Below are 23,993 nucleotides of genomic sequence, written 5' to 3' on the forward strand. Positions count from 1 at the left end.
CCATCAGAAAGCGCTATTCCCTAAAGGCTGCATACCCAACATTTGACATTATCTCTAGCAGGGCACGGAAAAGCTCTTGTGTTGTTCCGTTGTCTTGGGTGGAGTAGAGGCGCGCTTGACCATTTACTCCGGGAGATTCAGAGAGGGCTCCGGAAATTCGGATAGCATGAGTAGGTTGTAGCCTGGATTCACCAGGGCCGCCGGGCGATGGCGAACCAAAGGAGCGAGACGATGAAGCGAACGAGATGAAATCACGGAGCTATCTTCAAAGCCCAGGTGGCCTTGGCTGCGGTCAAAGGGGACAAGACTGTGGCGGAATTGGGCCAACGTCAGCACTCCTGGACCACTGGGGTGCAAAGAAGTTGGAGTGCATAGCTGAAACATTCGAAGGACAAAACTCGGACAGATCTTGTGCTACATAAATGGGACAACTTAACCTGATATCTACACGGTGGTAATGAAATAGAGATTCTCAATTTTGTGAATTAGAAAGCTACACATGAAATCTCTTTTAATCTTGCAGAATGAAATAATGGAATATCGCAAACCTGTATACAATGGGCTTGCTGAACATTATGACGTTACGGTTTTTCATTCTGGCTTACCAAGTGTCACGGTGAAGGATACATATTACGAGGTCATTGCGCCATACAAGAGGATCGGACCGTTTTTCATTCAGCCTCATTCGTCACTGCGTGAGCGACTTGATCGCTCCGATGTTGTTATCGCAATGTTCGATTTACGCTGGCCGTCTTATTTGCTTCCGCTCCTCAGGGATCAGAGACCTAAGTATATCCTTTGGGGGCAACGATACAGCAGGAACTCACTTGCTAATGCCGTCAGAGACCGACTTATTAACATGGCCGATCGGCTGCTAATGTATGGTGATGAGGAGGTTGAGCAGATGATCACACGCGGAGTGGATCCTCACAAGTTCGTGCTGGCGCCGAATACCATCCATGTTGCAAATCATGCTGACTATAGTGACGCGCCCAAGAGCAGTCTTCTGTTTGTTGGCCGGCTACAGACGCGAAAGCGGGTTGACCTGCTCATCGAGACGTTTGCTCACTTGCTGGGCCGTATTGGTGAGGGGGTAAGGCTGGACATTGTTGGTGACGGGGAAATGCAGAATGACCTCAAGCAACTCGCGGCCAAGCACCACCTGTTGCATAAGGTCGTTTTCCATGGGCGCATCGACGATCCAGAAATACTGGCCAGAATATTTTCCCAAGCTTATGCGTATGTTTCGCCGAGTCCTGTTGGACTTGGTGTGCTCCACAGTCTTGCGTATGGCGTTCCAGTAATTACACTCCGCAATGTGCGGCATGGGCCGGAGTTTCACAATCTGGTGGATGGCAAGAACGCGATCATTTGCGAAGACATGGATGAAATTGAGAAGGCAATGGAAAAAGTTTGCACAGACCAAACCTTCTCCACCGAACTTGGTCGCAACGCTTATCAACGCTATGTAGGCGAACGAACTTTGGTGAAGATGCTCGAAGGCTTTCGCAAGGCAATAGATGAATGAGTGAATATGCAGGAACTGGTGGGGCGATATTCGCGGTATTTGACAAGAACTGGCATCTGGGGCAAAAAGGGTGATCTTATGGATGTGGACATGAAAATGTATCTCTCTGGTGAAAAGCTGTATGGTGATGATTTTTCTCTGGAACAACTCAAGAAATGGGTTGAAGAAGAGGCTGAAGGATATAGTGGTCTTGTTAGAGAGGCGGAGGCAGCATACACCTATGTTTATCATGAGCTAAACAAGATGCACGGTTTTCAGTATGTTAAGTTGCCCCAAAAATGCATTGCGCTGGGTGTAGGATCAGCCAACTGCCAGGAATTCTATCCGATCCTGCCGTACTTGAGTCATATCACATCTTTGGAGCCGTCGAACCATTTCAGCACAGACAAGGTGGGGGGGGTGCCGGTTTTGCATGTGAAGCCTTCCGTCGACGGAAAGATGCCGTTCCCTGACGATCATTTCGACGTCATCACTTGCTTCGGCGTATTGCATCATATCGCTAATGTCACATTTACTATTGCGGAGTGTTTCCGTGTGCTAAAGCCTGGTGGTTTTATGTTTCTACGTGAACCTGTCGTTTCAATGGGAGACTGGCGAAGACCCAGAAAGGGCCTAACAAAGAATGAGCGTGGTATCCCTTATGCCTTGTTCATCAATATGGTCAAACGGCATAACTATACGATTGTGAGGCTCACTCAATTCGATTTTGCTCCTCTGGGCCGACTGCTTAGTTACTTCGGAGTCAGCACATTTTCCCACAGATCGACAACCGTCCTTGATTATGCGCTCAGTCAGATCTTTGCATTCAATAAGAAATATCATAGGGTAACTAGGCTGGAAAAATTTGGACCGGCGTCCGTCTATATGTGTTTGCTGAAAAACCAGTTTTCTAGCGGTTCTAAATTTGCATGAAAACTATCGCCTTCAACGCGCTCAATTCCAATTCAGGAGGTGGCAAGAGTATTCGTGACAGCTTTCTGGAATTGCTCAACAACGAGGTTTTGGTCGATCGATATGTTGTTATCGCCGCCCAGGGTTCGGCTCTCGGTTTTGTCACCAATCCGAACATAGAAATTCTCAGGATGCCGGGCCTTTGTAGTTGGACTCTGGCTGCGCCAATTATCTACCGATTCGTCCTGGGACGAGTGCTCGACAGGGTCGGGGCTGACGTCGTTCTCAATATTGGCGACCTGATCATTCATACTACAGTGAAGCAGATTTACGTATTCGACTGGGCTTATGCGCTCGATGTGCACCCAAAGGTCTGGGCGGATATGAAATCAATCGATTTGCTCATCAGGAAAGCCAAGCTGTGGCTGCTCAAGCGCTACTTCCACCGCCCTGACATCGTTATTGCCCAAACCCACTTCATACAGAACAGGCTTAAGGAGTTGTATAGCCTGAAAGATGTTCGGGTGATCAATAACGCTGTCACCATCAAGACTGCAAAGAAAGGTCTATCGCCCAATTTCGATCTGCCACCGGGCGTCAGGCTGGTGTGTCCTGCTGTCTACTACCCCCACAAGAACATCGAGGTTCTTCTTGATCTTGCGAGCCTCATCATGCACCAAAATCTGGACTATCGCATCGTGACAACGGTTAACCCTGACACCGGTGCGGCACAGCGTTTTGTTGATGCGATTGTCGAGCGTCGGTTGCAATATGTTATAAAGAACATCGGGCAGGTGCCACTCGATCAAATGTACATTTTGTACGAACAGTGCGACGCACTATTAATGCCCACTTTGCTCGAGAGTTTTAGTATCGTGTATTTGGAGTCAATGCATCACGGTCTCCCGATTTTCACCAGCAACATGTGGTTTGCCCGTTCGGTCTGCGGTGAGGCGGCGAAATATTTCGATCCCTTCAATGCGGAGGACATTCTTCGCTCACTCAATGAAGTGATGCCTAATGCCGACGCAAAAGAGGCATTGGTAGCTGTCGGGAGGCGGCAGTTGGCGTCGTTTCCCACGTGGGAAGAGAACTTTGCTGCATATTGCGAATTCATCAACGAACTTTCATGAAAGATTCGTACGGTCTCCAAGGTTCAACCATGTATGGCCGCTGCTCAGTCGAGACCTTCACGGATTAACTGATGGAAGAGACTCACTCTGAAATCAACGTGTTCCTGAATCCTATAGAAGCTGTGCTATTGGGTTAGGCGCTGGCCGATGAACCGTTGATGTCGTTTCCCGCTGGAGGCGCCTTCTGAGACTATGAAACCGAAAGCCACTCATGAATAGCTATCAGATCTGCACAAACTGTGTCATGGACACCACAGACTCCATGATCGTCTTTGACGATAAGGGGGTCTGCGATCATTGCAACACCTTTTGGAAGCATACGTTGCCAAACTGGCATACGGACGACCGGGGACGGCAGGAATTGCAAACCCTCGTTGAAAAAATCAAACAAGTTGGGAAGGGAAAAGACTTCGACTGCATCATTGGTATGAGCGGTGGCATTGATAGTTCATTTTTGACGTATGTGGCTAAAGAGCAACTAGGGTTGCGTCCGTTGGTGTTTCATGTCGATGCAGGATGGAATTCTCAGGAAGCGGTTAACAATATTGAAAAGATGGTGGATGGTCTTGGACTGGATCTGTACACCGAAGTGATTGATTGGGAGGAGATGAAGGATCTCCAGTTGGCGTTTTTTAAATCGGGGGTACCACATATCGATACTCCTCAGGACCACGCCTTTTTTGCGACCATGTACAAGTTCGCGGAACAGTACAAAGTAAATTACATTCTTACTGGTGCGAATCTTTCTACGGAATGCGTTCGCAACCCAGTCGAGTGGATGTACTACCAGTCAGACTCCGTACAGCTTCAGGATATTCATGGGCAATTCGGAACCCGTCCGTTGGTCAATTACCCGGTAACCTCGATTCTCTGGCATAAGGTCTACCTGCCCTATCTGAAGGGGATCAAGGTGGTTCGACCGTTGAACTACGTCTCCTATATCAAGCAGGATGCCATGAAGTTGCTAATCGATAAGTTCGGCTGGCAGCCCTACCTTCAGAAACACTTTGAGTCTCGGTTTACTCGCTTCTACGAAAGTTTCTGGCTGCCTAAGCGTTTCGGCTACGATGTACGGCGAGTTCAATATTCGAGCTTGATCCTCACAGGGCAGATGACGCGCGAGGAGGCCCTAGCCAAGCTGGAACAGTTGCCCTATGACGAGTTAACCATCAGCCATGACCTAGAATATGTGGCCAACAAGTTGGGAATCTCAGTGGATGAACTGAAGAGCTACATAGATCTGCCCAAGAGGACGTATCGGGATTACAGGTCGCAACGGAAGATTTATGACTGGGGAGCCACGGTGATGAAGGCATTGGGGGTAGAGGTGGGTGGCAAGCGATGATCACGTTGGTCAATTACGGACTAGGCAATATCCAAGCGTTCGCCAATATCTATAAACGTTTGAATATTCCGGTCGTCGTTGCCAACACAAGTGATGAGTTGGCCCGGGCAGAGAAGATCATTCTTCCCGGCGTAGGGGCATTCGATTGGGCCATGACCCGGCTGAGCGAGTCGGGAATGCGCGCGTGTCTGGACGATCTAGTATTAGTGAAAAAATGTCCAATCCTCGGTGTCTGTGTGGGTATGCAGATGATGGCGAAGTGCAGTGACGAGGGGAAGCTACCTGGGCTCGGTTGGATTGATGCAGAGGTTCGTCATTTCGGGCAAGGCGTGGGGGGTGAGAAATTTGGAGTTGGGAATACAGTGCTAGGTATGAAGGGGTTGGCTCTGCCGCACATGGGATGGAATGATGTTGCTCCTCAAAAAGCAGAGTACCTTTTTAAGGGTATGCAGACAGGTGCCCGTTTTTATTTCCTGCACTCCTATTACTTTCTTTCGCAAAATCCTGACACGGTGTTGGCTGTGACGGATTACAACGGCCCTTTTACCTCCGCGATCTGCTCTGGGAACATGGTGGGCACGCAGTTCCATCCTGAAAAGAGTCATCAGTGGGGCATCCAACTGTTAAAGAATTTCGCTGAGCTCTAAGTATGTTACGTCCACGGATCATTCCCTGTTTGCTGGTAAAGAATGGCGGACTTGTCAAGACGGTGCAGTTCGACAAACCGAAGTATGTCGGGGATCCTATCAATGCTGTGCGAATCTTCAATGAGAAAGAGGTTGATGAGCTCATTGTTCTAGATATTGATGCCACAGTGCAGAACCGAGAACCGAACTATACGATGATTGCCAATCTGGCGGCAGAATGCCGAATGCCGCTCTGTTATGGTGGTGGCGTCAGAACGGCGGAGCAGGTTCAAAAAATCATCAGTCTAGGGGTTGAAAAGGTGGCGTTGAGTGCCTCCGCAGTGCAAACGTCTAGGCTGATTTCAGAAGCCGCTGAGCGGGTGGGCAGCCAAAGTGTCGTGGTCGTCATGGATGTGAAGAAGTCCGGCCTGCTTCAGCGCTACGAAGTATATACTCATAACGGTGGGCGAAAAACGGGCCTTGATCCAGCTGAATTTGCAAAGCAGGCAGAGGCCCTTGGAGCTGGCGAAATAGTGGTGAACTCGATTGATCGGGACGGTGTCATGAAAGGGTATGACCTTGATCTGATATCACGAGTGCGAGATGCCACATCGTTACCGATGACCGTTCTTGGCGGTGCCGGGTCGTTGAATGACATTACCAACCTGATTCGCTCATTCGGTGTTATTGGCGCTGCAGCGGGAAGTTTATTTGTGTTTAAGGGCGTTTACCGGGCCGTGTTGATCAATTACCCGAGTCGTGCCGACAAAGATGCCTTGATCATGCAGGCGTTTCAATCCGTATAGTTTTCGTGGTGCACTATCCGAGAAAGAGTCATTCATGAAGCAAATCCTGCAAAACCTTTCAAATGGCCAAACAGAACTGGCTGAAGTTCCATGCCCCCAAGTGAGATCCGGACAACTGCTCCTACGCACCCGTACCACACTTGTCTCGGTAGGCACGGAGCGGATGCTGGTCGAGTTTGGTAAAGCTAACCTGCTCGACAAGGCGCGCCAGCAACCGGACAAAGTTCGGATGGTGCTAGAGAAGGTCAAGACAGATGGGCTCTTGCCGACACTGGAGGCGGTGCGCAACAAACTCGATCAGCCGTTGGCGCTTGGCTACTGCAACGCCGGCGTGGTGGTCGAGGTCGGCGCCGGAGTCGAGGGGGTTCATGTAGGCGACCGTGTGGTGTCCAACGGCAAACATGCGGAGATGGTCGCCGTCTCGAAGAATCTCTGTGCACGCATTCCGGACGGCGTCAGCGACGAGGCTGCGGCCTTTACCGTGATCGGTGCGATCGCGTTGCAGGGAATCCGCTTGATTGTACCAACATTGGGTGAGTCCATCGTCGTGACGGGATTAGGGTTGATTGGCCTCATTGCGGTTCAACTTCTACGGGCCCATGGTTGCCGGGTGCTCGGCATCGATTTCGATGCGGATAAACTGGAGCAGGCGCGGGAGTTTGGGGCCGAGGTTGTCAATCTTTCAAACGGAGGAGACCCTGTCTCGGCGGCGCTGGCGTTCTCGCGTGGGTGCGGCGTCGATGGGGTTCTGATTACAGCTTCTACCAAGAGCAATGAACCTATGCATCAGGCCGCCCTCATGTGCCGCAAGCGAGGCCGCATTGTACTGGTTGGTGTTACTGGGCTCGAATTATCACGTGCTGATTTTTACGAGAAGGAACTGACGTTCCAGGTATCGTGTTCCTATGGGCCGGGCCGTTATGACCCGCTCTACGAGGAAAGTGGGCAGGATTATCCCTTGGGTTTTGTCCGATGGACCGAACAGCGAAATTTTGAGGCGATATTGGATATGCTGGCCGACGGACGACTGAACGTTGAACCGCTGATCTCGCACCGTTTTCCTTTCGAACAGGCCACTCAAGCTTATGAGTTGTTTGGCAGCGGTAAGAGAGTGCTCGGGATTGTCTTGCAATATCCGGATAGCACGAAGAATTCTGATACGAACCTTCTGCACCGGACTGTCAGGCTTGCTCAGACCGTACGCCGTGAAGATACGGTGAAAATTGGGATCATTGGTTCTGGGAATTATGCAACGCAGGTGTTGATCCCGGCTCTGAGCAAAACCGGTGCGGTGATGAAATCAGTGGCGTCTGCTACCGGGGTGAGCGGGGTGCATGCCGGGAAGAAGTATGGATTTGAGGAGGCCACGACCGACAGCACTGCCCTCCTCAATGACCCGGACATCAACACGGTGGTGATTACCACGCGCCATGATAGCCATGCACGGCTTGTGTGCGAGGCGCTTAAGCGCGGCACGAATGTGTTTTGCGAAAAGCCGCTGGCGCTCACGCGCGATGAGCTTGACGAGATTGAACGGACATATCACGCGGCACATGAGATGTCCTCCTCGCCACCTATCGAGGGACCGCTGTTGATGGTGGGCTTTAACCGTCGTTTTTCGCCACAGGTCCAGAAGCTTAAATCCTTGCTCGCCAGTGTCCATGAATCCAAGAGTTTCATCATGACGGTGAATGCAGGAGCGATCCCTCCCGAACACTGGACGCAGGACAAGGCTGTAGGCGGTGGACGCATCATTGGAGAAGGATGCCATTTTATTGACCTGCTTCGATTCCTGGCAGGTGCACCGATTGTTTCTGTGCAGGCCATCGGGATGGGACAGGCGCCGGGTATGGTCGTGCGTGATGACAAGGTGAGTATCAACCTCGGCTTTGCTGATGGATCTTTCGGGACGGTCCATTATTTCGCCAACGGCCACAAATCCTTTCCCAAGGAGCGACTGGAAGTTTTTTGCGAAGGTCGGATTGTGCAGTTGGACAACTTTAGGAAGATGAGAGCCTATGGGTGGCCAGGGTTTACCACGATGAACCTTTGGCGGCAGGACAAGGGGCAGGGCGCTTGCGCCGCCTCGTTTGTGAATGCCATTCGAAATGGTGGGCCCTCGCCTATTTCATTCGAGGAATTGATAGAGGTGACACGGGTTAGTTTTGAAGTGATGGAGCGAATGAGCTAACCCAGGATCACAGTTAGATGTTGAGTATATATTCGAAATGCTAGCAGCGGGTCACTCTGTGGAAACCCAGTTAAAAGGTTGTGTCCAGCTAGAATATGTGGGTATCCAGACAGGCCTGGCGTACGCCAGATGAATAACCGATCTGCAACAAATCGCCTGTGTCTTTACCTCCGGACTGCTTCCCACCTTAAGCCAACACAAGTTGCTTTTCAGATCTTACGCAGGGTTTTTCTTTCACGGCCTCCTCAACTTGGTAACGATGCCATCCCTCTTCGCAATGGGATGCACTTGCTGTGTGAGCCCATACCATCAAAGTTCTCCGGCTCCGATACAGCATTTTTGTTTCTCAACGCTACGAAGGCATTCTGTGCTGGGGGCATCGACTGGAAAAGCGCTGAGATGCCCAAACTCTGGCGCTACAATCTACACTATTGCGACTATCTGCTCGATACCGACCGATCGCTTCAGAGTAAGCGCCAACTGATAAGCCACTGGATTACCCATAATCCACCAGGGACTGCGGATGCTTGGGAGCCCTACACTGTTTCACTGCGCATCGTCAATTGGGTCAAGTTGTTCTTGCAAGAACCAGAAATTGTGGTGCCGGAATGGTTGAACGTTCTGTATCAACAGGCAGCCTGGCTTGAGAAGAATATTGAGTATCACATACTGGCCAACCATTATCTCAAAAACGGCAAAGCGCTCTTTTTCGCCGGAAGTTTTTTCGCTGGCACGGATGCAGAACGATGGCTGCAGAAGGGTTTGAGGATATTAATCGAAGAAGCGGACGAGCAGTTCCTGGAGGATGGTGGGCATTACGAGCGGAGTCCAATGTATCATTCGATATGTCTCGAAGACTACCTAGATGTGTTGAACCTCATGACTTCGAACCCTGGTCTCATAAGCCAGGAGGTGGTCGATCGGCTTACGGAAAAGTCAAACACGGCTCTGGATTTCTTAAATGATGTCTGCTTGCCCGATGGGGAGATCCCACTCTTCAATGACTCGGCTTTGGGCATTGCACCTGCGCCCGCTTGTATTTTTGAGTATGCCCGGCGGATCACTGGTTATGAACGGCCATCGCTGCCTACAAATCTGACGATTATTGAGAAGGCAGAAAGCGGCTACTTCGTAATACGCAATGACGGAGACATGATGATCGTTGACTGCGGACCCGTGGGACCCGATTACCAACCAGGGCACGCCCATTGCGATACTCTCAGCTATGAGCTCGCACTCGACGGCCAACGCGTCGTCGTAGATAGTGGTGTGTACGACTATGAAGCGGGTGCACGTCGACGATACTCCCGCAGCACCAAGGGGCACAATACGATCTCAGTGGACGGAGAGGAACAGTCGGAGATCTGGGGGGTATTCCGGGTTGCTAGGCGTGCATATCCCATTGGTGCGACCATCGTGAAGTTGTCGGGAGATCGGGTACGGTTTGAGGGGATGCATGATGGATTTAGACGGTTGTCTGGGAAGGTTATGCACAAGAGGGCGATTGAATACGATGGGCGTGGCACATGGACTGTGCGGGATGAAGTGACCGGGACGGGCAAGCACGATGTCGAAAGCGCTATTCACCTCCATCCGGATTACTCCACAAAACAAGTCAACGATTGCATCAAGATTCTTAAGAAGGATGGGAAAGCAATTGTCCGGCTGGAGCTCGTTGGAAACGCGTTGATTCGTGTGGAACCAGGTCGCTACTTTCCAGAATTTGGAATCGAGCACAAAAATGAGGTTATCGTGCTGTCTTGTTCCGGCACACTACCTCTGGAAATTGGTTATCGAATCAGTAAGGAATGCTGAAACATGCGGGTCCTGTTTCTTTCCCACTATTTTCCTCCTGAGGTGAATGCTCCAGCCTCGCGAACGTATGAGCACTGTAAGCAATGGGTGAGGGATGGCCACGAGGTGACGGTCGTGACCTGTGCACCTAATCATCCGCGCGGCAAGGTGTATGAAGGGTATAGCAACCGTTTCTTTCAACGGGAGGAAAAGGACGAGATTCGAATCATTCGGGTTTGGACCTATGTGACGGCCAATGAGGGTTTCTTTAAACGGACGCTGAACTATGTTTCATTTATGGTGTCGTCGATTGTGGCAGCGCTTTGGTTGCCACAATCAGATGTGGTCGTGACGACCTCTCCCCAGTTCTTCAATGGCCTTGCCGGGTATTTCGTCAGCCGATTAAAACGCATGCCGTGGGTGTTGGAAATCCGAGACCTCTGGCCGGAGTCGATTCTGGCCGTGGGAGCGATTAGGAATAAGGCAATTATTCGCATGCTGGAGTGGGTCGAGCTGTTCGCCTACCGAAAGGCTGATCGTATCGTGCCTGTGACCGACGCATTTAAACGGTATATGGTCAAGAAGGGGATTCCAGCTGAGAAAATCGAGGTCATCAAGAATGGAGTTGATCTGTCCTTCTTCAAGGAAGTCACTGGTCTAAATCCGATTGCGATGGAGCTTGGATTACACGGCAAGTTTGTTGCCGCTTACGTTGGAACGCATGGCATGGCGCACTGCCTTGAGACGATTCTGTATTCGGCGCGTGAGCTTAAAGAACGCGAAGACATTGTGATTCTTCTCGTCGGAGATGGAGCCGAACGTCAACGTTTACTGGGAATGCGGGATGAAATGGTGCTCCACAACGTCATCATGCTTGATCAACAACCGAAGGAGAAGATGCCCTATCTCTGGGCGCTTTCTGACGTGAGTCTGGTCCTATTGAAGAAGTCCGAGCTGTTCACAACGGTGATCCCCTCCAAGATTTTCGAAAGCATGGCGATGAAAAAGCCGATCATCCTAGGCGTGGAAGGGGAGAGTGCTGGGATTATCAAAGCTGCTGAGGCCGGTTTCTGTATCGAACCGGAGAACAGCCACGCACTTGCTGAATGTGTTCTGGAACTCTACAGGAATCGAGATTTGGCAGCGAAGCTCGGTTCAAACGGACGTCGGCATGTTGCGGAGCATTACGATCGTACAGTACTGGCAAGGCGATATGAATCTCTGCTGGCATCGCTCATTCTCTCCTCAAGACCCACCGCATCGCCGTTGGTAGATGGAGACCAGCAATCACTATAATAGCGCTGCCGGTAGTCTGCAGGGTCGTCTTCCTCCTATGCTTCAATGACCGTCTGTGCCTCGGCGAACTCGCGCACGCTCACGCACTCATTTCAAAATAAGCAGGTACTATCCTGCTCCCCTTGAAATTGAGACCACCTTCACGACATGGTCCTATACGGACTGGGAGGTGAACATGGCAGCAGAATCGGCAGATCCAGTTGAACGATGGACAGCCAAACGACGCGTGGTGTTGGTGATGAGCATCTTGAAGGGCGAGACTTCCGTGGCCGAGGCGGCTCGCAGACATGGCCTGACGGTGGCGGAGGTGGAGGACTGGCGGGAGAAGTTTCTGCTGGGCGCCGAGAATGCGCTCCGCACCCGCCCAAAAGACGAAGAGGCCGTCAAGGACGAGCAGATCAAGAAGCTCAAGCAGAAGATCGGCGATCTGGTCCTCGATAACGATTATGTTACGGGAGGCCTTGAAACCGTACCCTTTGGACCGGAAGACATCCGACGCGTGAGAGCGACGCTGTTGGGTGTCTCTGAGCGACGGAGCTGCCAGGTGCTCGGTGTCAGCCGAGCCGGTTTGCACCGAGCCACAGGAGCGGGACGACGCCGAGGCCGCACGGAGCCTCCATGGCTGGAACGGCTGCGGTATTGGATTCAACAGTATCCGACGTTTGGCTATCGCCGGTTGTGGGTGCAGTTGCGATTCCGAGATGGCATCGTGGTCAATCGGAAGGTGGTCTACCGTGTCCTGAGCCAGAAAGGATGGTTCGTGCATCAACGCGTCTGCACCCCACGCCCTCGCGTGCAAGGCTGGACGAGTCGGGCGGATCGCAGCAACGAACGATGGGCCATGGATGTGACGCACATTCCCTGTGGGCAGGATGGCTGGGCGCATCTTGCGGCGGTGATCGATTGTCATGATCGGGAAGTGATCGGCTACGAGTTGGCGCTCCGTAGTCGAGCGAAGGAGGCGGAGCGGGCGGTCGAAGCGGCCTGTCTACAGCGATTCGGGACGTTGCGTCCCATGGGCGCACCGGTTCTCCGCAGCGACAATGGGCTGATCTTTCAGAGCCGGCGCTTTCGGCAGGCGTGTCGGGACTATCGGCTGCAGCAGGAATTTATCACGCCGTATACGCCGGAGCAGAATGGGATCATCGAACGGTTCTTTCGCAGTCTCAAAGAAGAGTGTATCTGGCAACATGTCTTTCAGACATTCGAGGAGGCGCGACGAGTTATTCGGCAATGGCTCCAGTGGTACAACCACGAACGGCCACATCAAGCGCTCGGGTACCGGAGTCCCGTCCAATTCCGCGCGCAACAGTCAACCCAGGTGGCTTGATTTTAGGGGAGCACTACAGTACCTGATTCGCTGACGGCGCTCTCCACTGGGTTGCTTAACTGCCTCTTTGTTGTCTTCTTCTAACTGCCGCGTACGGAAGTGCCGGAAAGCGCTGTTGGAGGGTTGAGGGTGGAGGGAGGAAGAACGTTAGAGATTGGAGGCGAGAAGGAGAAGGGGTGACATACTCTGATTCACGCTGTTGACCATGGTCGTTGACCATGGTATGGTCTCGCATGGGAAAAGAGCGCAAACTGTCTGAGATCGAAGAAGTCTCGATTTCTCAGTTCAAGGCGACATGCTTGGCGATTCTTGCACGGGTCAAGCGAACGAAGAAGCCTATTCTGGTCCTTCGCAAGGGAGAGCCGATTGCGCAGGTCGTGCCACCGCCTCTTCCTTCCATCCCTCCCTCGTGGCTAGGTTCATTGTCGAGTTCCGGTGAGATCCTTGGTGATATTCTTGGCCCAGCCTCCGCTCCGGAGGAATGGGAAGCCTTTCGCGCGTGAAGCTTCTGCTCGATACCCACATCCTTCTCTGGAGCGTGCTTGAGCCGGACAAGCTTTCGACGGAAGTGAAAGCCGAGCTGGAACACGCGCATAATGAACTCTGGCTATCACCCATCACGCTCTGGGAAGTCCATCTACTGGCTGAACGGAAACGGCTTCAGCTCCGGCCTGATCCTGCAAGGTGGATTGAGCACCTCTTGGCGACGATCCCATTTCGGGAAGCCCCTTTGACGCATGCCGTTGCCCTGATGAGTCGACGAATCGATCTTGCCCATCAAGATCCGGCCGATCGATTTCTTGCTGCAACGGTCGTTGTGTACGGCTTGACGTTGCTGACGGCCGATGAGCGCCTTCTTCAGTCGCATCAGTTCCCCACATTGTCGGCACGATAGTATGTGGGATCCTGCGTTCCGTCCTCACAAAGAAACCAGCCCTGGGAACCACTGCCTGCTTTGGTTTTTGTAATGGTCAGGCAGTACGTCCAACTGCCACTTACGGAAGTGCCCGAAATGGCTGTTGGAGGGTTGAGGTTTGAGGGGGGAGGGAGGAAGAATGTTAGAGGTTCGAGGTGAGTGCTGAAGGTAGATAGTAGAAAAAAGACGTGTGGAGGCGATCGAGAAAGGTTGAGGTTTCGAAGGAAACGGATCAGCGACCAATCTCGTCTTGGCGGAGGAAATTGCCGTTGCATGTTTGTGTAGATCGGTCTAGACAAGCGACCTATGAACGCCGAGCAGATGGAAGAGATCAAGCGTCATGTTGGCGTGGTGGCGGAAGCACTCAGGAGCGATATCCGCCGAATAGCGGAGGGGCACGCCGCTATTCGGCATGAGTTGCAAGAACACCGTGGGGAGATTCGTGACGAGTTCAAAGAAATGCGGGCCCTCCTGCGGCTCTCATTTTCTCAGCTCGACCAGCGCGTCCACACCCCCGAAACGGATCTTTCCGCCTTGAAAGCCCGTATGGACCGCCTCGAATCAAGCCGGGCCTACTTCCCGCCGACACCATTCAGTCAACTCACTGCCGAGATCGATCAGGACAGTACAATGTCCCTGATTTCTTCTTCCCGCCAAACTCTTCGAGAGCATGGCCATGGAGAAACCGATTATCCTGGGAGTGGAAGGGGAGCGCGCCGAACTCGTGATGTCGTCTGGCGGGGGAGTCTGTATCGAACCGGAGAACAGCCACGAGCTTGCTGAACATCTTCTGGAACTCTACAGAAATCGAGATTTGGCAGCGAAGCTCGGTTCAAACGGACGTCGGCATGTTGCGGAGCATTACGATCGTACAGTACTGGCACGGCGATATGAATACCTGCTGGTATCGCTCATTCTTTCCTCAAAATCCGCTGCATCGCCATTGGTAGATCGAGACCAATCATCACGATGATGCGCTGTCATAGGGGACAGGTAGTCTGCAGGGTCGTCTTCTCGCTACGCTTCAATGACCGTCTGTGCCTCGGCGAATGAGGCGAACTCGTGCACGCTCACACACTCATTTCATAATCAGCAGTTATTATGATTCACTGATGGCGCTCGACACTGGGTTGCTCAGCTGCCTTGTTGTTTTCTTTCTCCAACTGCCACGTACCGAAGTGCCGGAAATGGCCCCTCACATAGACAATCTGCTCATTGTAATGGCATTCCGATGGTGAGAAATGCTGGGAAAGTTTTTCCGCTCTGTACAAGGCTTATACAAAACTGAACACCGTTGCACAAAATTGAAGCTCGTCGCTGCTCGGCGTCACCATCCTCTTCCTTAGTTTTCAGTCAGATAGAAGCCTGCCTCGGTGGTCTGGGATTTGCTGAGAGTACCCTATCCATTCATATTTTTAGCAATCAATTCTAGGAGGAGCGGAGTTATGCCGATGCTCAAGTCATTACTTTGGAGAAGGTTCATTCTGCCGGCTGCTGTGGTGTGTGCCCTTTCGGTTACGGTCACGGCAGCTCAAGCAGCTCTGGTGAACTATTCGTTCACCGGCAACATCGACGGGATCGCCCCGGTCTTGGCCCCGGTTTCCGGTTCATTTCAATTTGACAGCGACCCCACGAAGAGCGGTGGTGTCTATAACGGTGTCGTAACAGGGTTCACTCTCAAAATTGGAGGGGGCTTCAGCTATCAAACAACGTTTGCGCCTGGTGCCAATGCCGTCACGATTTCGCAGAATACCCCTATGGCTGGTGGCAGTGGTGATCGGTGGGCTCTGGTATCCGCAGCTACGGGACCTACCTTGACAGGGACTGATTACTCGCCATTCAGTTTTGATCTTCGTCTCGACCGTGTGGGTGGGGGATTATTTGGGAATACGAATTTACAGAATCCGCCTAGCTTCGCCGATTTTGCCACGTCGAATTTGACTGCGGCGAGATGGCGGCTTTTCTTCGAGGATGTGAATGGTAATCCAGCCGTGGTTCTTGGATCAATCAGTAGCCTAACCGCGGTGCCGTTGCCGGCAGGAGTTGTGTTGTTCGGTATCGGTCTCATTTCGCTGGTCGGGCTGGGTGCAGGGGGGTTGCGAAATCTGCGTGGATCCCAGGCCTAATTAAGAAAATTACTTTTGAGCAAAGGGCGTGATACCTCGTGGTGGTATCACGCCCTTTGCTATCATCAGCAGGATATTGAAAAAGTCCTCCAACCTCATGGAAGCCAGGGTTGAGAATAAGATTTCGCGCATTGAATCTCTACTCAACTCTAACCTCGACCTCAGCCAGTTACGCCGACCTCAGGTAAGGATTCTGTCGCTCTCCACGCCCATTGCGCATTCCTCTATGGCTTGATCGTGTGACTTCCTGCCTGGCAGGCTGTTGACAAAGTCCGCCAGCAGCGTTCTCGCCTCACTCAGAGGCTCACCGTACGGCAGAGAGTACGATTCGCCTCTTCGCTTGCTGCGGCCTTGCTGGACAGCCTTTCTGAACAGCCTGCGAGACACACTTGTTCCGTCGGTGATCGTAGACCTGGCCGCATTTCTAACGTCGTCATATGGTTTGTCAACACACTGCTAGGGGAGCGAAACGAGTCCGCTACGTCACGCTCAAATTATGTACAGATCCATTCAGCTCCATGTTTACGTGGGATCACTGTTGTGCCTAGAAGGGTTGGGGTTTCGCCCAGTTCAGATATATGTTTCCCTCCTTTATGGTGGGTTTTCCAAAATTAAATGGCGCAATGTGGATGGTGGCTGATGAGTGATATTGAGACTAACAGGATGTCATGTATCAACTTGAAACAGATTTATGTGAATGGTTATGACTTCAGAGTATAGGGATATCAGTACGACTACTTTACGTAGGCATACTGTAGTGTGTAGGTCTTGAATGAAGGCTGATCCATACAGCTACGTTAGGGGAAGATTCGTATATCAATGAATTATAAGGAAGTGAACGTGATCATCGGTTGGCGTGAGAGTTGCTTTTCAAGAACCGATAAGCAACCTCGAAGGCAATATAATTAGTTTCTGATCCTAATGAGTTGAAAAAGTCTTGACATAGGTATACGAACCTCGTAATAAGGTATCCATATGTATTTCGACTATGAGATAGATGTACGTACGAGCGATATACCTATGAAATGAAGTACATAGGTATTTGTTGTCGGACGTGGTCAAGATTCTTTAGAGGAGGGTGTTTATGACTCGCCGTACGTTAGTAGAAGGATCAGCTCCCGTGCCGTAGATCAGCAGATCCTCCAGATTCAAAAGCTGAGATCCATATAAAGCTAGTCAAACTAAGCCATTCTTTATACAAGGAGATCGCATGAGTAGAATTGTACATATCTCAAGAAGTCTCGCGTTGTTGGCCGTGTTGGTGATGTTCGGAGGTGTAGCTGTGGCTCCGGCGATGGCTGCCATAATTACCTATAATTTTTCTGGGACTGTGAATTTTGTTGGCAACAATTTGACCCCACCGACACCCGCACCTTTTAATACCGGTGCCTTAAATAATCTGACGGGTACGATGACCGTCGACAATTCGGATGGAACCTCCGGCGGGGTAATTGGAACGTATACCATTCAGAATATCAATCTCCAAATTGGTACCTACAGCGCGACATTCGGACCAGGTGGTGGCTTGGTTACCATTCGAAATGGGAACGGTGGTGGAGCTGGGGGGGATCGATTTCTCGTAACTGCGGATGTTGATGGTCCTAATGCTGGAAACCGTGCCCCTGGAGCGTTTACGATCAACTTGCGTGGGCCGGCGAGTGGGCCGGGGAATGTTTTTACCACCGATGCCTTGCCAAACCCCGCGCCAAGTGTGTCATCCTTCACCAATAGAAATATATTTCGTTTGCAGTTTGGAAATGGGAATGGAGACAACAGAGCAGTTCAAGGATTCTTGACTTCGCTCACAGCTGTTCCCTTACCGCCTGCCATGATTCTGTTTGGTGTAGGCCTTGTCGCACTGATTGGGCTTGGGGCTGGGGGACTGCGCAACCTCCGATTGCCTCAGGCATAGTACCGTTAGCTCACTGTTGTGTCGTCGTGCAGGGGTTGATACCCCAGTTTCATGGGTATCAGCCCCGGTTCATTTTGATGGACCTATTCGATATAGATACCATTTCAAGACCGGCAACACATCGGCTGAGCTTATGGGGAGAGTAGTTGCCCGCATGGTCGGTACGTGCCCAACAGAATGACAAGCCTGATACACAAGCTATCCTTGTCGGTTATATAAAGTTTGTTTGCCTGACTGGTTTCCAGCGTTAAAGTGTTCATTGCAAGTTCCGCAGTTCCTCGTTACCCAATCGTTTTTAAAAAGGCCTCGATGAGTCACAGGCTTCTTGTTAGCTTGAGTATGCTCGTCACTGCGGCCTTATTGGGCTACCTGTACAGTGACAGTCTCGTCTTTCTCTTCAACCGATGGATCGGAAACGAAGACTATAGTCATGGAGTGCTTGTTCCGGTGGTCTCCCTGTTTTTAGCCTGGCAGGCCAGGCATCGGATTGCCGCAGCCGGCATTGAAAGCTCCTGGTGGGGATTGGCGGTGGTCTCGGTGGGACTCTTGCTGTATGGAGTGGGCGAACTGGCCACCTTGTTTGTTGTGCATCACATTTCCCTCTGGATCGTGATCGTCGGACTAGTGATCGGCGCGATCGGTATTCGAGCGGCGCGAGAGATCATGTTTCCGCTGGGCTATCTGCTGATCGCTATACCACTGCCGAATTTTCTCTATGCAGGCCTCTCCAGCAAGCTTCAGCTGTGGTCCTCAGCCTTAGGGGTCGGGTGTCTGCAGCTGATAGGGGTGACGGCATTTTTGGAAGGGAACGTCATCGACCTGGGGCCGGTGCAACTGCAAGTCGTCGAGGCTTGTAGCGGGATTCGCTATTTATTTCCCTTGAGCGCGTTGGCGCTGCTGTGTGCCTATCTGTTCAAAGACCGGATGTGGAAGCGGGTCGTCCTTGTGTTGTCTGCCATTCCGATCTCGATATTCGTCAATGGTTTCCGTATCGGCATGATCGGTGCTCTAGTCGAATGGACTGGGCAGGGGGCAGCAGAGGGATTTTCGCATCTCTTTGAGGGGGCAGTGTTGTTCATGGTGAGTCTAGGTTTGTTGGTTGTTGAGATGTGGCTGCTTGCAAAAATTCGCCCGGAGACCACGGGGGCGTTTGATGAAAGAGGCTTGAGGTGTGAGGCGAGTGTTAAGACTCTGGAGGGGGGAGGCCTCCAACCTCCAACCTCCAACAGATTGTTCCCCGGCTCCGCCTACTTCTGCAGCGTGGCGGTGCTGGTGCCGGTTGCCTTTGCGTCCACTCTCCTCGTAGAACGCGAGGAAATTGTACCCTCTCGCGCCATGTTTATCGATTTCCCAAAACAGATCGATGGGTGGGCGGGAACGTCGATGGCATTAGAAAAACAGTACATCGATACGCTTCGGTTCGACGACTATCTGTTGGTCGAGTTTCGCTCCGACAAGGGACAGTCAGCTACGTTCTATGCGGCCTATTACCAGTCTCAACGAAAAGGCCAGTCGGTGCACTCGCCGCAAAGCTGTCTTCCCGGCGGCGGGTGGGAAATCCTTTCGATGACTGGTGTGGATGTCCCGGCGAGGAATGGGATGGGCCGGCCGCTGCACATCAACCGAGCCGTGATTCAGAAGGATCATCAAAAGCAAGTGGTGTGGTACTGGTTCAAACAGCGCGATCGGATCCTCAGTAATGAATATTTGGTTAAATTCTATTTGTTGTGGGATGCCGTATCACGGGGACGAACCGATGGGGCGCTCATCCGCATGTCTTCAGTTGTCGGACCAGGAGATACTGAGACAATGGTCGATCAACGGCTAGGACAGCTGGTGTCAGCCGTTGAACCGGAGTTGAATCGGTACGTGCCGGATTGATGGGACATTGGAGGTTGGGCGTTAGAGGTTCACAGAAAAGTTGGGAGTGAGAGGCCGTTGTCTCAGGCCTCATGCCTCCAATCTCTAACGGCCTTGCTGCCGCCTCGGGCTTTTCAAAACTATGAGTACCGATCTCTATTTTAGCTGTCTGACGTCGCTCCTGATCAGTATGGCTCTGATTCCGCCCTTGCGTCTTTTCGCGGACCGCTACCGTTTCGTGGATTTGCCGGGAGGACGCAAAGTCCACCACCATGCCACTCCGAGTGTCGGGGGCATTGCCTTTGGGATCGGAGCCTTTACCAGCCTTCTTCTGTGGTGCCCCCAGAGCCAGATCAAGGTCGCGGTGCTTCTTGGCGGGTTGACCATTCTGGGATTCGGTGCGTGGGACGATCGTGTCGATCTCGGCTATAAGGTGAAACTGCTGGGCCAATTGGCTGCTGCGCTGATCATTGTCTTGATAGGGGGAATCCACTTCCAGAGTTTCCCCGGCCTATCCGACAGTAATCTGCCGTTGTGGATTGCCACTCCGTTCACGGTGCTGTTCCTCATCGCGGTGTCGAATGCCGTGAATTTGACCGACGGTCTGGATGGGCTGGCCGGAGGACTTTCCTTTCTGACACTGTGCGGGATTGCCTATCTGGCCTTTCTCTCCCAGGACTCGATGGTCCTGTTTCTGACGGTTCCATTCATGGGAGGTGTGTTGGGATTCCTCCGCTACAATACCTATCCGGCTCGGATATTCATGGGGGACGGAGGCAGTCAGCTTCTCGGACTCATTATGGGAGTGTTGACCATCCTCCTGACTGACTCGACCAGAGGACCCTTCAGCCCTGCCTTGGCGCTTTTTCTCTTGGGGTTGCCGTTTCTTGATACCCTTGGGGTGGCCGGGCAACGGCTGGCGGAAGGACGGTCGCCATTTGTCGGAGACCGCAGCCATATTCACCACAAGCTGATGAAGGTCGGCCTGTCCCACTACGAGGCGGTCACGGCCATTTATGTGGTGCAAATCGGGATGGTGGGCATCGCCTATTGGCTTCGCTGGCAGTCCGATCTGTTGATTCTTGCGCTCTATTTCGTGATTGCGGGATCGGTGTTGGCGGGTTTTATTGCAGCCGGACGAGGACTGTTCCCCGATCCTCCTTCAGAAGCTGACAGAGTGCGATCGAGTGTGACCGGTCGGCACTCTCTGGACGGTCGATGGCTCAGCCATATTCCCATGCAATGCCTTGGTGTGGCGATTCCCTTGTTTCTCATCGTCCAGGTCTTTCTTCCGTCCGATGTCCCCAGTGATGTGGGATATCTCTCTCTCGCTCTCTTCGGGGTGGTGTTACTCGGACTCAGCCTGTCGTCTCGGATCGTGCCCTACTTTGTGCGGGGCGGACTCTACGTGGGAACGACCTTTCTGCTCTATGTCTGTGAACCTTCTCGGATCGGGACCATGCCCGCTATCGCCATGGTTCACAACATATTCTTTATTTTGGTGGCCGTCATGGTATTGTTGAATCTTCGGTTCAACGAAGAGAATCGCTTCCAGACCACGCCACTCGATTATCTCATGGTGTTCTTGGCCATTCTGTTCCCATTTCTTCCAGGGGTGAGCGTTGATATTTCGCATATGGGTGTCTTTGCTGCGAAGCTGATCGTCCTCTTTTTTTCGTTTGAGTTGCTGCTCCATGCCTTTTCAAACCGTGTACGGCAACTTGGGCTTGTGTCGCTCTGGATCTTGTTCGGTCTCGGCATTCGAACGTTGTTGTAGGTGGATCGCGTGAGATCGAACGTGGTTGACCTGTGTACCGTGTCACGATGATGGATAAAGGTTGGGTGATATCATGATCGTTCAGATTCTCCTGGTCGTGCTCTTGACGATCATCAGTACGGCGTGCGGTGGTCCTGAGGAGAGAAAAGCCAAATACTTTTCTCTGGCACAGGAATATCTCGAGGCCGCCAACTATCCCAAAGCACGGGTGGCGCTGAGAAATGTGTTGAAAATCGATCCCAAAGATGCGGAGGCCTACTATCTCTTCGCGCGGGTCGAGGAAAAAGAAAAAAACTGGCGCAATGCCGTGCAACTCTATCAAGAAACCATCCGGCTCGCTCCCGATCATACCGGCGCTCTGGTCACCTTGGCGAAGTACTATCTCGAAGCCCATATGGTGGAGCAAGTGAGCGAAGTCGCGGACAAGGTTCTGACCCATCACTCGCAACATCCCCAGGCTCGTGCGTTGAAGCTTGCCGCACAAGCGGTGACTGAGGCGGAAATTCCTTCTGTTGTTCCAGCGGCCGAGGCGTTGGCGGCGCAATTTCCAGCCGAGCCTGATGTGGCTATTTTACTAGCTACCCTCTATGGGCAGCAGCATCGGTACCGGGAAGCGGAGTCGACATTACGACGGGCGCTCGAAGCCCATCCGCGGGATATGGACCTGCTCAACAATTGGAGTCTGATCCTGACTCAAGCAAAGGATGTGGCGAGCGTTGAGGCCGTCATTCGCCGGATGATCGAGGCCGAGCCTAAGTCCATGGACCACCGGTTGAGGCTTGCCCGCTTCTATATTGAGCAGGGTTCTTATTCGAAAGCAGAGGCGGTGTTACGCGATGCCGTCGCGTTGGCACCGGAGGACGAAGAGCGCCGAATGGTATTGGCCGAGTATTTTGTGCATCGAAAGGACAATGCGTCTGCGGAACGGGTCCTGCTCGATGCCATGACGCAGATGCCACATTCGAACAAAATTCAGCTTGGCCTGGCGACGTTCTACAGGAAGAGCGGTCAGGATGAAAAGGCTCGTGGTCGCTATACCGCACTGGTTGAAGCGCATCGCGATAAGCCGGTCGGGCTCGAAGCAAAGGTCAAGCTGGCGGAAATGGAATTTCTGGCGGGCAGACCGGCCGAGGCTGAGCGGCAGGTGGAGGAGGTGTTGAAGGCGAATCCCCGATCATCCGACGGGTTGATTCTCTCCGGACGCATGGCCTTAGCCAGACGAAATGGAAAAGATGCGGTGCAGGCCTTCCGTACCGTCTTACATGATCAACCAGAACTGGCGACGGTTCACTACCTGCTCGGCCAAGCACATCAGTTGACCGGGGAGACCAACCTTGCGAAGGAAAGCTTTGAACGAGCCGTTGCGCTCTATCCCAACCAAGTGGATGCGAAACGGTCTCTTGCCGTGCTGGAAACCAGGAGCGGCCGGTACGGTCAGGCGCGTACGCGACTCGATGAGTTGCTGAAACAGCGCCCCGATGATCTCGACGCCCTCGACATGCTCATGACGGTGGATCTGGTGACGAAGAACTGGTCGGGAGCAGAGCAGACTCTTCAGCGGCTGCAGGCTGCCGTTAGAGAACACCCTCTGACCTACATGGCGGAAGGCCGGCTCCATCAGGCACAGGGACGAGTTGAACGAGCAGTCGCCGCATACGAGCGCGCCACAGTTTTGGCCCCGAACGATCCGGACCCCCTCCTGACCCTCGTGAAGCTGGACGTGGATCAAGGCCGTCTGAAGCAAGCCAAAGCCAGACTGGAAACGCTCATCGACAAGCACCCTGAGCACCTATATGCCCATGGACTGCTGGGGGAGGTCTACACGATCGCCGGCGATGTCTCTCGCGCTGATGCTCACTTTGAACAGGCGACAAAGTTGAATCCGAAGTGGCTGACGCCATGGCTGGATTGGGGGAGTCTGTGGCTTGGACAGAAACGGTTCGATCAGGCAGTCCAGGTTGTAAACAATGGACTCGTGGTCAATACTGAAAGCGAAGAGCTGTATATGCTGTTGGCGTCCGTTCGTTCGACGCAACAGGAACTCGATGGGGCGATCAGCGCCTACGAGAGCGCGTTGCGGCTCAACCCCAAAAATGTGCTGGCCGCGAACAATTTGGCGGTTCTGCTGGTCGACCATAGGGGAGACCCGCAAAGTCTTCAGAAGGCGTTTGCGTTGAGCCGCGACTTCGAGAAAGAGACTCCTCACCCGCTGTTTCTTGACACGCTTGGCTGGGTACGGTTCAAGATGGGGCAGCAGGAAGATGCCATCCGTTTGCTGAAAGATGCCGCTGCCAAGGCGCCTGAAATTGCTGTGCTGAACTATCATCTTGGGATTGCCTTCTTTCAGTCCGGGAAACGAGCTGAGGCTCGCACCTATCTATCCAAGGCGCTCAAGAGCGCTGATTCATTCGACGGACGCCGAGAGGCGGAGCAGGTGCTCGCGCAACTAAGGGGGTAAGGAT

18 protein-coding genes are annotated in these 23,993 nt (G+C 52.5%); all 18 read left to right on the plus strand.

What is annotated here, in order from left to right; genetic code table 11:
• Nucleotides 1-499 precede the first annotated feature (499 nt).
• The 18 genes from E8D52_15380 (at nucleotide 500) to E8D52_15465 (ending at nucleotide 23,989) form a co-directional block, all read left to right on the plus strand.
• Complete coding sequence (locus E8D52_15380) at nucleotides 500-1,528, plus strand: glycosyltransferase family 4 protein (protein ID TKB65776.1); 1,029 nt, start codon at nucleotides 500-502, stop codon at nucleotides 1,526-1,528.
• A gap of 6 nt (nucleotides 1,529-1,534) precedes the next feature.
• Nucleotides 1,535-2,440 (plus strand): class I SAM-dependent methyltransferase, encoded by a 906-nt coding sequence (locus E8D52_15385; GenBank protein ID TKB65777.1) that lies wholly within the window; start codon nucleotides 1,535-1,537, stop codon nucleotides 2,438-2,440.
• On the plus strand, nucleotides 2,437-3,552 hold the full coding sequence (locus tag E8D52_15390; GenBank protein ID TKB65778.1) for a glycosyltransferase family 4 protein: 1,116 nt from the start codon (nucleotides 2,437-2,439) through the stop codon (nucleotides 3,550-3,552). The genes E8D52_15385 and E8D52_15390 overlap by 4 nt, the downstream gene beginning before the upstream one ends.
• A gap of 211 nt (nucleotides 3,553-3,763) precedes the next feature.
• Nucleotides 3,764-4,897 carry an N-acetyl sugar amidotransferase gene (locus tag E8D52_15395; protein TKB65779.1) on the plus strand — a complete coding sequence of 378 codons (1,134 nt, stop codon included), beginning with the start codon at nucleotides 3,764-3,766 and terminating at the stop codon, nucleotides 4,895-4,897.
• Complete coding sequence (gene hisH, locus E8D52_15400) at nucleotides 4,894-5,544, plus strand: imidazole glycerol phosphate synthase subunit HisH (GenBank protein ID TKB65780.1); 651 nt, start codon at nucleotides 4,894-4,896, stop codon at nucleotides 5,542-5,544. The genes E8D52_15395 and hisH overlap by 4 nt, the downstream gene beginning before the upstream one ends.
• A gap of 2 nt (nucleotides 5,545-5,546) precedes the next feature.
• Nucleotides 5,547-6,329 (plus strand): glycosyl amidation-associated protein WbuZ, encoded by a 783-nt coding sequence (gene wbuZ, locus E8D52_15405; GenBank protein TKB65781.1) that lies wholly within the window; start codon nucleotides 5,547-5,549, stop codon nucleotides 6,327-6,329.
• Between the two features lie 34 nt (nucleotides 6,330-6,363).
• Nucleotides 6,364-8,520 carry a dehydrogenase gene (locus E8D52_15410; GenBank protein TKB65782.1) on the plus strand — a complete coding sequence of 719 codons (2,157 nt, stop codon included), beginning with the start codon at nucleotides 6,364-6,366 and terminating at the stop codon, nucleotides 8,518-8,520.
• A 129-nt stretch (nucleotides 8,521-8,649) separates the two neighbouring features.
• Complete coding sequence (locus E8D52_15415) at nucleotides 8,650-10,335, plus strand: heparinase (GenBank protein ID TKB65783.1); 1,686 nt, start codon at nucleotides 8,650-8,652, stop codon at nucleotides 10,333-10,335.
• A 3-nt stretch (nucleotides 10,336-10,338) separates the two neighbouring features.
• On the plus strand, nucleotides 10,339-11,610 hold the full coding sequence (locus E8D52_15420) for a glycosyltransferase family 4 protein (GenBank protein TKB65784.1): 1,272 nt from the start codon (nucleotides 10,339-10,341) through the stop codon (nucleotides 11,608-11,610).
• A gap of 175 nt (nucleotides 11,611-11,785) precedes the next feature.
• Complete coding sequence (locus E8D52_15425; protein ID TKB65785.1) at nucleotides 11,786-12,940, plus strand: IS3 family transposase; 1,155 nt, start codon at nucleotides 11,786-11,788, stop codon at nucleotides 12,938-12,940.
• Between the two features lie 218 nt (nucleotides 12,941-13,158).
• Nucleotides 13,159-13,443 (plus strand): type II toxin-antitoxin system Phd/YefM family antitoxin, encoded by a 285-nt coding sequence (locus E8D52_15430; protein ID TKB65786.1) that lies wholly within the window; start codon nucleotides 13,159-13,161, stop codon nucleotides 13,441-13,443.
• Nucleotides 13,440-13,835 carry a type II toxin-antitoxin system VapC family toxin gene (locus E8D52_15435; protein ID TKB65787.1) on the plus strand — a complete coding sequence of 132 codons (396 nt, stop codon included), beginning with the start codon at nucleotides 13,440-13,442 and terminating at the stop codon, nucleotides 13,833-13,835. The genes E8D52_15430 and E8D52_15435 overlap by 4 nt, the downstream gene beginning before the upstream one ends.
• A 691-nt stretch (nucleotides 13,836-14,526) precedes the next feature.
• Nucleotides 14,527-14,829 (plus strand): glycosyltransferase family 4 protein, encoded by a 303-nt coding sequence (locus E8D52_15440; protein ID TKB65788.1) that lies wholly within the window; start codon nucleotides 14,527-14,529, stop codon nucleotides 14,827-14,829.
• A gap of 472 nt (nucleotides 14,830-15,301) precedes the next feature.
• On the plus strand, nucleotides 15,302-15,982 hold the full coding sequence (locus E8D52_15445) for a hypothetical protein (GenBank protein ID TKB65789.1): 681 nt from the start codon (nucleotides 15,302-15,304) through the stop codon (nucleotides 15,980-15,982).
• A 1,210-nt stretch (nucleotides 15,983-17,192) separates the two neighbouring features.
• Nucleotides 17,193-17,894, plus strand: coding sequence for a hypothetical protein (locus tag E8D52_15450; protein TKB65790.1), 702 nt, complete (start codon nucleotides 17,193-17,195; stop codon nucleotides 17,892-17,894).
• A gap of 309 nt (nucleotides 17,895-18,203) precedes the next feature.
• Nucleotides 18,204-19,775: a VPLPA-CTERM-specific exosortase XrtD gene (xrtD, locus tag E8D52_15455; GenBank protein TKB65791.1), complete on the plus strand. Its 1,572-nt coding sequence runs from the start codon at nucleotides 18,204-18,206 to the stop codon at nucleotides 19,773-19,775.
• Between the two features lie 121 nt (nucleotides 19,776-19,896).
• On the plus strand, nucleotides 19,897-21,531 hold the full coding sequence (locus tag E8D52_15460; GenBank protein TKB65792.1) for an undecaprenyl/decaprenyl-phosphate alpha-N-acetylglucosaminyl 1-phosphate transferase: 1,635 nt from the start codon (nucleotides 19,897-19,899) through the stop codon (nucleotides 21,529-21,531).
• Between the two features lie 73 nt (nucleotides 21,532-21,604).
• Nucleotides 21,605-23,989 (plus strand): tetratricopeptide repeat protein, encoded by a 2,385-nt coding sequence (locus E8D52_15465; GenBank protein TKB65793.1) that lies wholly within the window; start codon nucleotides 21,605-21,607, stop codon nucleotides 23,987-23,989.
• Nucleotides 23,990-23,993 lie beyond the last annotated feature (4 nt).

Origin of the sequence: Nitrospira sp. (genome assembly GCA_005116745.1) — a bacterium.
Lineage (GTDB): Bacteria > Nitrospirota > Nitrospiria > Nitrospirales > Nitrospiraceae > Nitrospira_D.